Origin of the sequence: Flavobacterium hibernum (assembly GCF_000832125.1) — a bacterium.
Taxonomy (GTDB): domain Bacteria; phylum Bacteroidota; class Bacteroidia; order Flavobacteriales; family Flavobacteriaceae; genus Flavobacterium; species Flavobacterium hibernum.
Window position 1 is genome coordinate 347995 of the sequence record NZ_JPRK01000008.1, and the last position, 13900, is coordinate 361894.

Consider the following 13900-nt stretch of genomic DNA (forward strand, 5'->3'; position numbering starts at 1 on the left):
TTGTAGCTTTGCACATATAACGCACACATATATACTACTTTAGTATGGTTTCTCAGATTACAAGAGGCATAAAAATATCAGTTTTGACTAGTTTTGAAGGTACTTACTTCAAGAACTACAAGATTCACTTTGCCTTTAGTTATGTAGTTACAATAGAAAATCACAGTAAAGATTCAGTTCAGTTAACGTCCCGTCACTGGGAAATATTTGATTCTTTGAACGATTTAGAAATTGTTGATGGAGAAGGCGTTATTGGAAAAAAACCAGTTTTAAAACCTGGTGAAAATCACACTTACAGTTCAGGTTGCTTGTTATCATCGCCGTATGGTGCAATGAAAGGTCATTTTAATATGATCAATTTTACTACTACAAAAACATTCAAAGTTATTGTTCCAACTTTTAGAATGTGCGCTCCGTTTGCTTTAAACTAAATTACAGTTTAAAAACTGCATTTTTTATCGTTATCTAAATCATAAAATTGTCAAATTATTAATTTATCCTTTGTACTTTTGTGCAACGTTAGATTATTCGTAATAAATCAAATCATCTAACCTTTAAATTGTCTAATTATCTAATTTAAATAACATGCTAAAAGGATTCTTTCATGTACCAAAAGCGGTAAACGAGCCAGTAAAAAGCTACGCACCTAACTCACCAGAAAAAGCAGCAGTTCAAGCGGCTTACACTACAATGTGGAACTCTCAAATTGATGTTCCTTTATATATTGGAAGTGAAGAAATTAAAACTGGAAATACTAGAAATATTACAGCGCCACATGATCACAAACATATTGTTGGAAAATATCATTTAGCTGAAAAACAACATATCGAAAAAGCAATTGCAAATGCTCTTGAATCAAGAAAAGCATGGGCAAATATGGCATGGGAACAGCGTGCTGCTATTTTCTTAAAAGCTGCTGAACTTATTGCAGGTCCATACAGAGCTCGTATTAATGCAGCAACTATGATTGGACAATCTAAAAATATTCACCAAGCAGAAATTGATGCTTCTTGCGAATTGATCGATTTTTTACGTTACAACGTAGAATTCATGACTCAAATTTACGGAGATCAGCCAAAATCAGATTCTACAACTTGGAACCGTTTAGAATACAGACCTCTTGAAGGATTTGTATACGCTATTACTCCTTTTAACTTTACTGCTATTGCTGCAAATCTTCCTGCAAGTGCTGCTATGATGGGTAACGTTGTGGTTTGGAAACCAAGTGACAGCCAAGTGTTTTCTACAAAAATTATCCTTGAAGTTTTTAAAGAAGCTGGTGTTCCTGATGGAGTTATCAACGTTGTTTTTGGAGATGCCTTAATGATTACTGATACTGTATTGGCAAGCCGTGATTTCGCTGGAGTTCACTTTACAGGATCAACTCACGTATTTAAAGATATCTGGGCAAAAATTGGAGCAAACATTCACAATTACAAAACATACCCAAGAATCGTTGGAGAAACTGGTGGTAAAGATTTTATCATTGCACATCCAAGTGCTAACGTGAAACAAGTTGTTACAGGTATTACTCGTGGTGCTTTTGAATTTCAAGGACAAAAATGTTCTGCAGCCTCAAGAGCTTATATTCCAAAAAGTTTATGGCCAGCTGTAAAAGAACAATTAATTGCTGATGTTAAATCTATGAAAATGGGTTCTCCGGAAGATTTCGGAAACTTCATCACTGCCGTTATTCACGAAGGTTCTTTTGACAAATTAGCTAGTTTTATCGACCAAGCTAAAAAAGATGCTGACGCTGAAATTATTGTTGGAGGAAATTATGATAAATCAGTTGGCTACTTTATTGAGCCAACAGTTATTGTAACTACAAACCCAAAATATACCACAATGGAAACCGAATTATTCGGACCAGTAATTACAATATATGTATACGAAGATGCGAAATGGGAAGAAACTCTAGAATTAGTTGATACTACTTCTGAGTATGCTTTAACTGGTGCTGTCTTTAGCCAAGATCGTTATGCTATTGAAGTAGCAACTACTAAATTACAAAATGCTGCCGGTAACTTCTATATCAATGATAAACCAACAGGAGCCGTTGTAGGAATGCAACCTTTTGGTGGAGCTAGAGCTTCAGGAACTAACGATAAAGCAGGTTCTGCATTAAACTTATTACGTTGGGCTTCTCCTAGAACTATCAAAGAAACTTTTGTAACTCCAGAAGATTACAGATACCCTTTCTTAGGTTAATTTCTTAGCTTCAAGTTTGAAACTAGTTCATATAAAAAAGCCGAATCTTTTAAAAGATTCGGCTTTTTATTTAAGGCTTATTTATAAAAAAATTACTTCGCCCGAATGCAGATCATAATAAGCGCCAACAATTTTAATTTCGCCTTTTTCGGCCATTTCTTTTAAAATTGGACTTTTATCTTTAATATTTTGAATGGTCAATAGTACATTTTTCTTAGCAACAGCATCAACAAAATCGTCATTCTTAGAGGTTTTATCTCCTGCGAAATCTTGAGAACCTGCAATTGCGGGTTTTATTTTAGCAAGCATTGCGGTTATATTTCCCAACTTAACATCATCGATCGCTGATTTAATGGCTCCGCAAGATTCATGTCCTAAAACTAAAATGAGTTTTGCTCCAGAAACTTTGCAGCCAAATTCCATACTACCAAGTATATCTTCATTAACAAAATTACCAGCAACTCTTGCTACAAAAAGATCTCCAATTCCTTTATTAAAAACATCTTCTACCGGAATTCTACTATCTACACAAGAAAGAATTACAGCTTTAGGATATTGCCCTTCTGTAGCATCTCTAACCAGAGCCGAATTATCTCTCAGAGTTAAATCATTTTTCATAAAACGCTTATTTCCCTCTTTCAAACGCTGAATTACAGATTCTGGTGTTAGCGCTTTTTGCTCTGCGGCAGTTAGAACCCTTTCTTTTAAAGGAATTTGCTTTTCATTGAGTTTTGTTTCAACAGCTTTGACTTCTTTAGACTCTTTGTTTTGACAAGCAACGTTTAAAGAAAGAAGTGTAATTGCTAGAACTACTATAAGAAATCTCTTTTTCATATTTTATCTTTTTTGGTTAGGAATCACACTGTTAAAATTAACAAAATAAATCACTAAACAACAAGCAGTTAAGCAAAAAAAAATACTAATAAAAAGAATTTAATTTTACATTTTAATTAAAAAACACATTGTAGTATTTTTCTTATTTTAATGATTATCAGTGCAATAAGTTTTAAAAAAAACTTATTTTATCATTTATAAAACTTATTGCGACACTAAAAAAACAAAGCTCAATATACATTTGCTCTTTCAAAACATTAAAAATAATATGCCTCTTAAAATAAATAGTTAGGCATAAAATAAACAATCATTTAGCTCTAATTGCTAAAAAGAAAAACAAAAAATAATATAAAAAAAGGGTTTATGAAAAGTTTAAAAAATGTACCGCAAATTATTCTAAACTCCCAAACAATTGGACATCCAATTGATTTTAAATGGAGTAAAAGAAAAATGGATCAATTCTTAGATCCTCTGGAAGGAAATGAAGAACTTGAAGCCTTATTATCAAACATAAACCATAAAGCTACAGTTGGACTTAGTGCTGCTTTATTAGAATGGATTTATTGGCGCTTTACTGGATACACTACTAGCATTAACGATACTGAAAAACGTATTGAGGCACTATGGTGTTCTATCGAAAACCAAGATCATACATCTCCTCTTATATTTGATGTAGACCTTGACATTCCAGCTTCAGGTTCTATAAATGGCCCATTATGGGTCGCTCTTATGAATGTTAGAATGATTGATGTAAGATATAGAAAAGGTTCTTACTTTATACAAAATGAGATTGTTGGCTTAGCCTTACTAGCACGTCATATCACACCTAAAAGAAAAACCTTTGACAAATGGTTCAACAACATCGTAACAGAACTAAACCGTCTTTACCCTTGTCAATACAATTATACAAACGTAGACGAAACCGATGAAGCATTCTACGATTCATCTAACGAACCCGTAATATGTCGTGCCTTTTTCTTTGACCCGAAATTTGAATATACAATAGAGGCATCAAAAAATGCAGTAAATGATTTTATTGACAACTTAGATCATAAATCAAATCCCTTTTTACACTTAACAAAAAAAGCATCTTAATTATAATTCAAAAATGACCCGACAAAATTTATTTTGATCGGGTCATTTTTATTTTACACAATTTCTTCATTCTCCTAAATCAAAACTAGAAATGGTATGAAAAGCATCTATCTCCTTATTTTTTTCTCCCTCAAAAGTATCGTAATTCACTACCAATAATTTTCCTTTATAAATAATGGTTTCGCAAGGATTATCTAATTGTCCGTCAGAACCATTTGCTTCTCCGTTTTCCCAAATTAATGAAAGAGTATTAGTATTCAAATTTAATTGATGAACACTATTATTATTGTAATTAGCTATAAAAATTGAATTCCTTTTTTTATCATAAAAAAAACCATCACAACATTTTAGTTTATCCGAATCAAAAACAACTTTTTCAGATTTAATTTTTCCATCATCAAAAAATTCTAATTTAGAAATTACACCATCACCAAAATTTCCTGCATATAAATTCCCTTTAGCATCAAATGCAATTCCATCAATTCCTATAGAATTTGCAACTTCAAATTTTAGAGTAAAAGTGCTTATCAAATAATTTTTCTTGTTTAAAGCATCCAAAACTATATTCTTCTTATTTAGTTCCTCTAACGAAAAACTATAAATCCCGCTTTCTCTCCTATTTTCAAATAATGCATCCGTAATGTAAACTCGGTTTTTAGACCATCTTACAGCTTCTCCAAAATTAAACCCTTCAACCAAAACCTCAGCCTTTAAAGGCTTTCCATTTTTTACAATAATTCTAATTAATCGCGAGAAATCATTTTTTCTTGCAAAAAACTGATTATCCATTATGTACAAATTTCCGTCAGGTCCAAATTCCATTCCCATTGGATGCACTCTTTTTGTAACAGGATGCAAAGGCAATTGATCAAACCATGTTATCGGTTTATCATTTTTGTCAAAAGTTATAATTTTACTTCCATATTTTTCAAATGAAATTGGATTCGTAATAGAAAGAAACAAATTACCATTCTTATCCAAAGCAATTCCGTCTGGGGTTTGACAACTTTCTCCCAAATTAGCAAACAAAGTTGGCTTTATTCGTTTTGACGTTTCGACATATGTGATTTCCTGTAAAGCTTCTTTTTTAGATAAATTGGATTTTACCAAGCTCTCAGATGAAATTGGATTTACAAATTTTGAATCTTCTCTATAAACAATATCCTGCTTGGTCTTCTGCGACCAGCATTTTGTTGTATTGGTGATAAGCAAAATAATTACTATGGCTTTAATAATTTGTTTCATTGGTTTTACGTTTTTTACTTTTTATTTAAGTTTCTTTCCAGAAACAGGACTAGTAGAAAAATAACTTTTATCATTGTACTTTTTTTTTTAGCGAATATAATCTCAGAACAATTCTGATATTTTATGCGCAAATAAAAACACGGATTTAGCATACAAATAATGAAACTAGCCAAACTTTTCATTCGTACTCAAAAAAGCTGTTTTCGGAAGCTAAATGCTATTATTCATCTTAAAAAGTAAGCTCTTTTTTATATTTTATTACCTTGCTGACATTTATAACACTTATGAATTTTATCCACAAAATTGATTTAAAAAGGGCCGCGCTTCATTGTTTCTACTGGATTTTCTTTTTGTTCTTTTATATTTCAAATAAATCCGAAAATGAAAATTACTATGACTTTATTTTTATTTATTCATGGAAAATTTTAGCACAAGCATGTGCTGGATATGGCTTGATTTACTGGATTATTCCTCAAACACTAAACAAAAAGAAATATTTGCTTTTCATAATTTCTGCTTTGGCCTGGCTCTATTTTATTTTCACCCTTTTAATGATTTTAAAATATTATTATCTCGAACCAAAATTCCCGAGTTTCTTTGCTGATTGGCTTGGACACAAAATGACTGTACCCGAAAGACTAACTTCTGTTAAACTGATTTTAAGAGAACTTTCTTTTATTACCTATCCGATTATTATTTTAGGTTTTATTAGTTTTAATCGTAAGCAACAACGTCTTTTAAAACTAGAAGAAGAAAAAAAATCAATGGAATTAAAGGTTTTAAAAAACCAACTTAACCCTCATTTTCTATTTAATACTTTAAATAATTTATACACTTTAACTTTAAAAAAAGATGATAAAGCACCTGAAGTTATTGCCAAATTATCTGAAATTTTAGATTTTGTTTTATACCGTTGCAATGAAGATTATGTTTCTATTGAAAAAGAAATTACACTTATTGAAAATTATATTGCTTTAGAAAAACTTCGTTACAACGAAAACAGATTAGATATTTCGTTTACCAAAAACATTCACGAAAGCAACAAAATTTCGCCTTTAATTATATTAACTTTTATAGAAAATGCCTTTAAACATGGAGTGGTTAACGAAACTGAAAAAGCAGTAATTCTGCTAAATTTAGATAGTAAAAAAGGTGAAATTAATTTTAGCATTGAAAATACAAAACCTCAAAATGAGTTAACCAGAATTTCAGACAAATCTAAAATTGGCTTAGAAAATGTTCAAAAGCAATTGGATTTATTATATCCTAAAAAGCATCAATTACAAATTGAAGAAACGCAAACAAATTTTAAAGTCAAACTTTGTCTTTATCTTTAGATTTTCAAAAATATAAATACTTTTTCTGAATGAAATATAAATGCATTATTGTTGACGATGAACCTCTAGCGAGAGAACTAATTACTTCTCATTTAGTAAATTTTGAAAATTTCGAGTTAGTGGAATCTTTTGAAAATGCCTTAAAAGCATATACTTTTTTGGAGACAAATACTGTCGATTTGATTTTTTTAGATATCGAAATGCCTTTATTAAAAGGAAATGACTTTGTGAAGAAATTGAAAAATGCGCCAAAAGTAATTTTTACAACTGCACATAGAGAATATGCAATAGAAGGTTATGAACTCAACGTGATTGATTACCTTTTAAAACCAATTACTTTTGATCGGTTTTTTGTTTCGATAGAAAAATTCAAACAATTACAAACTCCACAAAAGGAAATAAAAACAATAAATGACAATCATGTTTTTGTAACCAGCGGAAGTAAAAACATAAAAATTGTTTTTGATGAAATTTTATATATCGAAAGTCTTAAGGATTATATTACGATTCATCTCGAAAGCGGAAAATCGCATCATATCAAACAAAACATTTCTGTTTTTGAAAAAGTATTAGATTACAACTTTGTTCGAATTCATCGTTCCTACATCATTCAAACCAAAAAGCTAACTGCTTATTCTAAAAATGAAGTTGAAATAAATTTTGTCGAAATTCCAATCGGAAATAGCTATAAAGAAAACTGGTTGAATCATTTAGAAAATAACATTCTACAATAAAAAAATCCGAATCTTAACGACTCGGATTTTGTATTTTTATCAAAAATATTCAACTTGAAAGCTAAAACTTTGAAACTATAAAACTTTTTACGCCTGAAATTTCAACGGCAAATGCACTACTTTTTTAGTTTCAAAAAATTCATCCTCAAAAATCTCGGCTAAATCATATAAAGTTGCTTTTGGAAAATCTTTCAATTCTTCTGCTAAATCACCACCTTTTAGATATAGAATTCCATTTTTTAAAGTATGCTTGTGTTGTTTTTTGATTTTGCCTTTTATCCAAGAAACAAAATCTGGCATATTGGTTACAGCACGACTTACAATAAAATCAAAATCACCCTTTACCAATTCAGCACGCTTTTGTTCTGCTTTAACATTTTTTAATTCTAATGCATCAATAACACCCTGAACCACTTTTATTTTTTTTGCAATTACATCAATCAAATAGAAACGTGTTTCAGGAAAAAGAATCGCCAATGGAATTCCAGGAAATCCGCCACCCGTTCCAACATCCAAAACAGTTGCCCCTGGCTCAAATTTCATGATTTTTGCAATTCCTAGTGAATGCAAAATGTGTTTTGTGTATAATGCATCAATATCTTTTCTTGAAATAACATTGATTTTTTCATTCCAATCGTGGTATAAAAAGTCTAATTTTTGAAATTGTTCGATTTGAAGATCGGTCAAATCAGGAAAATATTTCAATATCTCATCCATTGCTCTAAATTTTTAACAAAAGTACTACTTTACGATTGAAATATTTAACTCAATTTTGCAAATTGAAAATTTATAATAATTACCTTTGAAAACTATTTAAATTAATTATGAATAAGACTGCGCCTACATTTGCTAAGCAAGACAATCTGAAGTTCTTCAGAACACTTAACTCTCGAGTAAACAATTACTTTAAGGAGAACAACATTCAGAAAACAGGAAACTGGAAGCTGCACTTAAAAGCCGTTATTCTTTTTGCTGTTTTTCTAACACCTTACTTTTTGATATTAACTCTCAACATGCCATTTTGGGCACAATTGTTACTTAATATTTTAATGGGAGTTGGAATGGCCGGAATTGGAATGAATGTGATGCATGACGGAAATCACGGATCTTACTCTTCTAAATCATGGATAAACAAAATCATGGGCGGAAGTATTTACATTCTAGCCGGAAATGTACACAACTGGCAAGTTCAACATAACGTTTTACACCATACTTATACAAATATTCACGGTCATGATGAAGATCTTGATGCGGGAAGAATTATTCGTTTTACACAAAATGCAGAGTGGCATCGTTTTCATAAATTTCAACATTATTATTCTTTTTTCTTATATGGACTTTTGACTTTTAATTGGGCTTTAACAACCGATTTCAAGCAAATGAAAAACTATCTTAAAAGAAAATTATCATATGGAGCACCACAAAGTCCTACTAAATTATGGACCGTTTTAGTGATCACAAAAATCATCTACGTCTTAATTTGGATAGCTTTACCAATGCTTTTAGGCGTAACATGGTGGAAAGTTGTAATAGGATTTTTTGTAATGCATTACACAGCTGGATTAATTTTGAGTATCGTTTTTCAATTGGCACACGTTGTTGAAGAAACGTCGAATCCTATTCCAAATGAAGATGGTGAAATCGAAAACACTTGGGCAATACACCAATTATACACCACAGCTAATTTTGCTCCAAAAAACAAAGTTATTAACTGGTTTACAGGAGGATTAAATCATCAAATTGAACACCACATTTTTCCAAACATAAGTCATATTCACTACGGAAAGATTGCCGAAATTGTAAAACAAACTGCAATCGAATGCAACTTACCATATCATGAATTTAGAACTATGAGAGGAGCTGTTATTGCACATTACAAGCACCTAAAAGATCTTGGAATAAAACCTGAATTAGCGTAAAAAAAATCTATTAATAATTAACCTTCCTTAATTAAAGTTGAAATTAAGGACATTCAAAAATTTCATAATGAATCATATTCTTTCAGACAGAATCAACAATTTAGCGACATCACAAACTTTAGCAATGGCTGCTTTAGCTCGCGAATTAAAAGCACAAGGAAAAGACATTATCAGTTTAAGTTTAGGCGAGCCCGATTTTAATACTCCTGACTTCATCAAGGAAGCTGTTAAAAAAGCAGTAGATGAAAATTACAGCACTTACTCTCCAGTTGAAGGTTATTTAGAATTGAGAGAAGCTATTTGCAGAAAATTTAAAAGAGACAATAATTTAGAATACAAACCATCACAAATTGTAGTTTCTACCGGAGCAAAACAATCTTTGTACAACATTGCGCAAGTAATGTTAAATGATGGTGATGAAGTAATTTTACCAGCGCCTTACTGGGTTTCATATTTCGAAATTGTAAAGCTTTCTGGAGGAGTTCCTGTAGAAGTTCCAACATCTGTAGATACAGATTTTAAAATTACACCAGAACAATTAGAAGCTGCAATTACACCAAAAACAAAAATGATGTGGTTCTCTTCTCCTTGTAATCCATCTGGATCTGTTTACAGCAGAGAAGAGTTAACAGCTCTTGCAAAAGTTTTAGAAAAACACCCAAATATATACGTTGTTGCCGACGAAATTTACGAGCACATTAACTTCTCTGGAACTTTTTGCAGTATTGCATCAATCCCGGGAATGTTAGAAAAAACAATTACTGTAAACGGAGTTGCAAAAGCATTTGCTATGACTGGATACAGAATTGGTTATATTGGAGCTCCTGAATTTATTGCAAAAGCTTGTACAAAAATTCAAGGACAAGTAACTTCTGGTGCAAATTCTGTAGCGCAACGTGCTACAATTACTGCCGTAGATGCTGATCCAAGTGTATTGAACCACATGGTTCAGGCTTTCCATAGCCGTAGAGATTTAGTAGTGGGATTATTAAAAGAAATTCCTGGTGTAAAAATCAACGTTCCAGAAGGAGCTTTTTATGTGTTCCCAGACGTTTCTTCTTTCTTTGGAAAGACATTAAAAGGAACAGAAATTAAAGATGCAAATGACTTGTCAATGTATCTTTTAGGCGAAGCAAACGTTGCAACAGTAACAGGAGATGCTTTTGGAAATCCAAATTGTATTCGTTTCTCTTACGCAACAAGCGACGATATCTTAAAAGAAGCTTTACGCAGAATCAAAGAAGCTTTGACTGCATAACAATATCAATCTTTTTACTAAAACGGCTTAAGGTTCAAAGTTTCATCACTTTATACTTTAAGCTGTTTTTTTTTATATTTATAAAAAGACTAAAATTAAATCGTAATAATCATCTATACATGAAACAATTAATCTTTATAATCATAATCTTTTCAAATATTAGCTTTTACTCTCAAAGCACATTAACCTCATTAAATTTTGGAAAAAACGGTGATTTCCATTCCGATAAATTAGTTTCTGAAACCATAACAAATACCACTTTTTATAATTCAAGTGGTACTATAGAATATAAAAAAAACATAACATCTTACAATGCTCAAAATAATGTTCTTGCCGAACTGAGATATGATGAAAACAACAACTTAAAACAACGATTAACAAGAGCATATGACAGTACAGGAATTCGTTGTAATGGACGAAAACTTGAAAACTGGCACCCGTACATGGGACATACAATCGAAATTGCTTCATACAATTACGACCCAAAAGGTTACTTAATAAATGTTACAGACAAAGATCAAAACGGTAAAATTTTTCGAACAACAGATTTTAGCAATAATGAAAAAGGAGATCCAATCGAATTAGTAAACTATATGGGAAACGAAATTGTCGGAAAAGAAATAAACGAATATAATTACGAAAAAAATGAAGTAATAACCAAATACTTCAACAAGTATGAAAAACTTACAAGTTCACAGACAAGCAGTATAGATTCGTCAAAAAGCAATCCTGAAGATATTATTAATGAATATGGTGATATAATCAAATCTGCAAAATATGAAATGGAAATTAAATACGATAAATTCGGCAACTGGATTAAAAAAAAATATTCAACTATCACAAACGGAAATGTTTTTAAAAAATCCGAGACAACTAGGATTATTAAATATCTAAAATAATCTAAAACCTTAACTATCATCATTCCATATTACCCAACTATTTCAAAAAAAGTCACTTTAGCATTAGCAAACTCGGAATATTTATAAGAACTTTGCAAACTTTTTTCCGTGAATACCACAGAAGGTTAAAGTCTTAAAAATGAAGAAGATCGAAATATTAGCTCCGGCTAAGGATTTAATTGGAGGAATGGCAGCCATAAATAGTGGTGCCGATGCAGTCTATATTGGTGCGCCACAATTTGGAGCACGTTCTAACGCCAACAACTCTATCGAAGATGTTGCCGCTTTGGTACAATATGCACACTTATTTAATGCTCAGGTTTTTGTTGTTATGAACACCATTTTGTACGACAACGAATTAGAAACCTGCCGTTCGATGATCTGGGAATTATACGACATTGGTGTCGATGCCCTGATTATTCAGGATATGGCGATTATGGAAATGGACTTACCTCCTATCGTACTTCATGCCAGCACACAAGCCAATAACCGTGATGCCGATAAAATCAAATTCCTTAAAGATGCCGGAATCAAACGTGTGGTTTTAGCCCGCGAATTAAACTTGCATCAGATTAAAACAATTTACGACGAAGCTGATGTTGAATTGGAATTTTTCGTAACTGGTGCATTATGCGTATCCTTTAGCGGAAACTGCTATATGAGTGTTGCAAACGGAGAACGCAGCGCTAACCGTGGTTCTTGCGCTCAAAACTGTCGTTTACCTTATAACTTAATCGACGGACACGGAGAAACTTTAATCAAAAACAGTCACTTACTTTCTATTAAAGATTTAGATATTTCTGAGCAAATACCGAATTTGATCGAAGCAGGAATTGTTTCTTTTAAAATTGAAGGACGTTTGAAAGATGTAGTTTATGTAAAAAACAACGTATCATACTTACGTCAAAAATTAGACAGCTTTTTAGAAGGAGAAGGAAGCGGTAAATATAAAAAAGCATCTTCTGGAACTTGCACTTATACTTTTGACTCTTCTTTAAACAGAACTTTCAATCGTGGTTATACGGATTATTTTGTAAACGAAAGACACAGCTCTATTGGTTCTTGGGAAAGCCCAAAATCAAAAGGACAGTATATTGGTAAATTAATCAGAACTGTTGGAAACGCTTACGAAATCGAAAACGGCGAATTATTAAACAACGGCGACGGACTTTGTTTCATCAACGAAAATAATGAAGCAGACGGAATCTACGTAAACAAAGCCGAAAACGGTAAAATTTATCCAAACGTTCTAAAAGAGGTAAAAGACGGAACTTTCATTTACAGAAATAACGACGCCGCTTTTATCAAAATTGTAGAAAGAGAAGATAGCGCTGTTCGTAAACTAAGCACTACTTTATTACTGACAGAAACTGAAACAGGTTTTGAGTTAATTGCAACCGATGAAGACGGAAATGTAAGCATTGTAAATTTAGAACACTCTAAAGAACAAACTAAAACTGGAGAATCAATCGAAGAAAACATCAAAACACAATTGGCAAAAACAGGTTTCACACCTTATACTGCTAATGAAATAAACATTATGTTTTCTCAAAACTGGTTCCTTCCTATTTCAAAAATCAACGAAATGAGAAGAACAGTTTACGATCAATTGACTCAAATTCGTTTGGCAAACTACAAACGCGAAGAGCACCAATTAGTAAAAACGTCACACCCATATCCTGAAACTAAACTTGATTTCATGTACAATGTTTCAAACAAAACGGCTCGTAAATTTTACGAACGTCATGGTGTAACCGAAATAGAAAAAGCATTCGAATTACAATGGGATCCAGGAAAATCTCGCGTAATGACAACTAAATATTGTATCAAATACGAATTAAAAAAATGTCCAATACACCAAAAAGACATAGTTGGTGTTAAGGTAAAAGAACCATTAGTTTTAAAGCAAGGAGAACTTGAATACAAATTAAAATTCAACTGCAAGCCCTGCGAAATGGAAATCTGGGAAAAAGATGCAGAATTCGAGATTGAAGAAGATCATTTTCATTAAAACACAAACCGATACTTTTAAAGTGTCGGTTTTTTTATTTTGGGCGTGTCCCTCCGGGTCGGGCTATCCGCTACAAGTCCTCGCACTTCCTTCGTCAGGCTGTGGGCTTTCCACTTCTATCCCTCCCTCACGCAAATCGTAAAACGAGAACCTTTGTATCACTAATTTCATTTCATAATTCTCCACAATCTTGTCATTTCGACGAAGGAGAAATCTCCGCAAGAAGCTCCGCTCCAATATGCCAATCTTTGTAGAGTTTCTCGTGGAGATTTCTCCTTCGTCGAAATGACAAACTGTTTGGTTACTTTATCTAAATGGCAAGTTAATTATTAAATTAAATCTGCTGAATCTCCAAAA

At 32.0% G+C, this 13900-nt stretch carries 12 protein-coding genes; 9 read left to right on the plus strand and 3 right to left on the minus strand.

Annotated elements, in window-relative coordinates; genetic code table 11:
- Positions 1–44: 44 nt before the first annotated feature.
- The gene (apaG, locus tag IW18_RS10665; protein WP_041517556.1) at positions 45–431 is read left to right on the plus strand and encodes a Co2+/Mg2+ efflux protein ApaG; all 387 of its coding nucleotides are present in this window, start codon (positions 45–47) and stop codon (positions 429–431) included.
- 154 nt (positions 432–585) lie between these two features.
- The gene (pruA, locus tag IW18_RS10670) at positions 586–2211 is read left to right on the plus strand and encodes an L-glutamate gamma-semialdehyde dehydrogenase (protein WP_041517557.1); all 1626 of its coding nucleotides are present in this window, start codon (positions 586–588) and stop codon (positions 2209–2211) included.
- Between the two features lie 81 nt (positions 2212–2292).
- On the opposite strand, the gene IW18_RS10675 is transcribed toward pruA, so the two are convergent.
- Positions 2293–3045 carry a carbonic anhydrase family protein gene (locus tag IW18_RS10675; RefSeq protein ID WP_041517558.1) on the minus strand — a complete coding sequence of 251 codons (753 nt, stop codon included), beginning with the start codon at positions 3043–3045 and terminating at the stop codon, positions 2293–2295.
- Positions 3046–3495: 450 nt separating this feature from the next.
- On the opposite strand from IW18_RS10675, the gene IW18_RS10680 reads away from it, so the two are divergent.
- On the plus strand, positions 3496–4140 hold the full coding sequence (locus IW18_RS10680) for a hypothetical protein (protein WP_240475551.1): 645 nt from the start codon (positions 3496–3498) through the stop codon (positions 4138–4140).
- Positions 4141–4206: 66 nt separating this feature from the next.
- Here the strand turns inward: IW18_RS10680 and IW18_RS10685 are convergent, their stop codons facing one another.
- Positions 4207–5385: an NHL repeat-containing protein gene (locus IW18_RS10685; protein ID WP_041517559.1), complete on the minus strand. Its 1179-nt coding sequence runs from the start codon at positions 5383–5385 to the stop codon at positions 4207–4209.
- Between the two features lie 284 nt (positions 5386–5669).
- On the opposite strand from IW18_RS10685, the gene IW18_RS22680 reads away from it, so the two are divergent.
- Positions 5670–6722: a sensor histidine kinase gene (locus IW18_RS22680; RefSeq protein ID WP_052480138.1), complete on the plus strand. Its 1053-nt coding sequence runs from the start codon at positions 5670–5672 to the stop codon at positions 6720–6722.
- A gap of 29 nt (positions 6723–6751) precedes the next feature.
- Entirely contained in the window at positions 6752–7456 is a 705-nt protein-coding gene (locus IW18_RS10695; protein ID WP_041517560.1) for a LytR/AlgR family response regulator transcription factor, read from the plus strand.
- An 87-nt stretch (positions 7457–7543) separates the two neighbouring features.
- Here the strand turns inward: IW18_RS10695 and rsmG are convergent, their stop codons facing one another.
- Positions 7544–8173, minus strand: a complete 630-nt coding sequence (rsmG, locus tag IW18_RS10700; protein ID WP_041517561.1) for a 16S rRNA (guanine(527)-N(7))-methyltransferase RsmG — start codon at positions 8171–8173, stop codon at positions 7544–7546.
- Positions 8174–8280: 107 nt separating this feature from the next.
- Between rsmG and IW18_RS10705 the strand changes: the two genes are divergently transcribed.
- From IW18_RS10705 to IW18_RS10720, 4 genes are all read left to right on the plus strand, one after another.
- A complete protein-coding gene (locus IW18_RS10705; RefSeq protein WP_041517562.1) occupies positions 8281–9375 on the plus strand; it encodes a fatty acid desaturase family protein in 1095 nt (364 codons plus the stop codon).
- A gap of 67 nt (positions 9376–9442) precedes the next feature.
- A complete protein-coding gene (locus IW18_RS10710) occupies positions 9443–10633 on the plus strand; it encodes a pyridoxal phosphate-dependent aminotransferase (protein WP_041517563.1) in 1191 nt (396 codons plus the stop codon).
- A gap of 119 nt (positions 10634–10752) precedes the next feature.
- Complete coding sequence (locus IW18_RS10715) at positions 10753–11532, plus strand: hypothetical protein (protein WP_041517564.1); 780 nt, start codon at positions 10753–10755, stop codon at positions 11530–11532.
- 139 nt (positions 11533–11671) lie between these two features.
- Entirely contained in the window at positions 11672–13543 is a 1872-nt protein-coding gene (locus IW18_RS10720; RefSeq protein ID WP_041517565.1) for a peptidase U32 family protein, read from the plus strand.
- Positions 13544–13900 lie beyond the last annotated feature (357 nt).

What these genes read in the sequence shown, in the direction of transcription:
- apaG (WP_041517556.1), top strand. Translation starts at nt 45, where the DNA reads ATGGTTTCTCAGATTACAAGAGGCATAAAAATATCAGTTTTGACTAGT.
- pruA (WP_041517557.1), top strand. Translation starts at nt 586, where the DNA reads ATGCTAAAAGGATTCTTTCATGTACCAAAAGCGGTAAACGAGCCAGTA.
- IW18_RS10675 (WP_041517558.1), bottom strand. Translation starts at nt 3,045, where the DNA reads ATGAAAAAGAGATTTCTTATAGTAGTTCTAGCAATTACACTTCTTTCT.
- IW18_RS10680 (WP_240475551.1), top strand. Translation starts at nt 3,496, where the DNA reads ATGGATCAATTCTTAGATCCTCTGGAAGGAAATGAAGAACTTGAAGCC.
- IW18_RS10685 (WP_041517559.1), bottom strand. Translation starts at nt 5,385, where the DNA reads ATGAAACAAATTATTAAAGCCATAGTAATTATTTTGCTTATCACCAAT.
- IW18_RS22680 (WP_052480138.1), top strand. Translation starts at nt 5,670, where the DNA reads ATGAATTTTATCCACAAAATTGATTTAAAAAGGGCCGCGCTTCATTGT.
- IW18_RS10695 (WP_041517560.1), top strand. Translation starts at nt 6,752, where the DNA reads ATGAAATATAAATGCATTATTGTTGACGATGAACCTCTAGCGAGAGAA.
- rsmG (WP_041517561.1), bottom strand. Translation starts at nt 8,173, where the DNA reads ATGGATGAGATATTGAAATATTTTCCTGATTTGACCGATCTTCAAATC.
- IW18_RS10705 (WP_041517562.1), top strand. Translation starts at nt 8,281, where the DNA reads ATGAATAAGACTGCGCCTACATTTGCTAAGCAAGACAATCTGAAGTTC.
- IW18_RS10710 (WP_041517563.1), top strand. Translation starts at nt 9,443, where the DNA reads ATGAATCATATTCTTTCAGACAGAATCAACAATTTAGCGACATCACAA.
- IW18_RS10715 (WP_041517564.1), top strand. Translation starts at nt 10,753, where the DNA reads ATGAAACAATTAATCTTTATAATCATAATCTTTTCAAATATTAGCTTT.
- IW18_RS10720 (WP_041517565.1), top strand. Translation starts at nt 11,672, where the DNA reads ATGAAGAAGATCGAAATATTAGCTCCGGCTAAGGATTTAATTGGAGGA.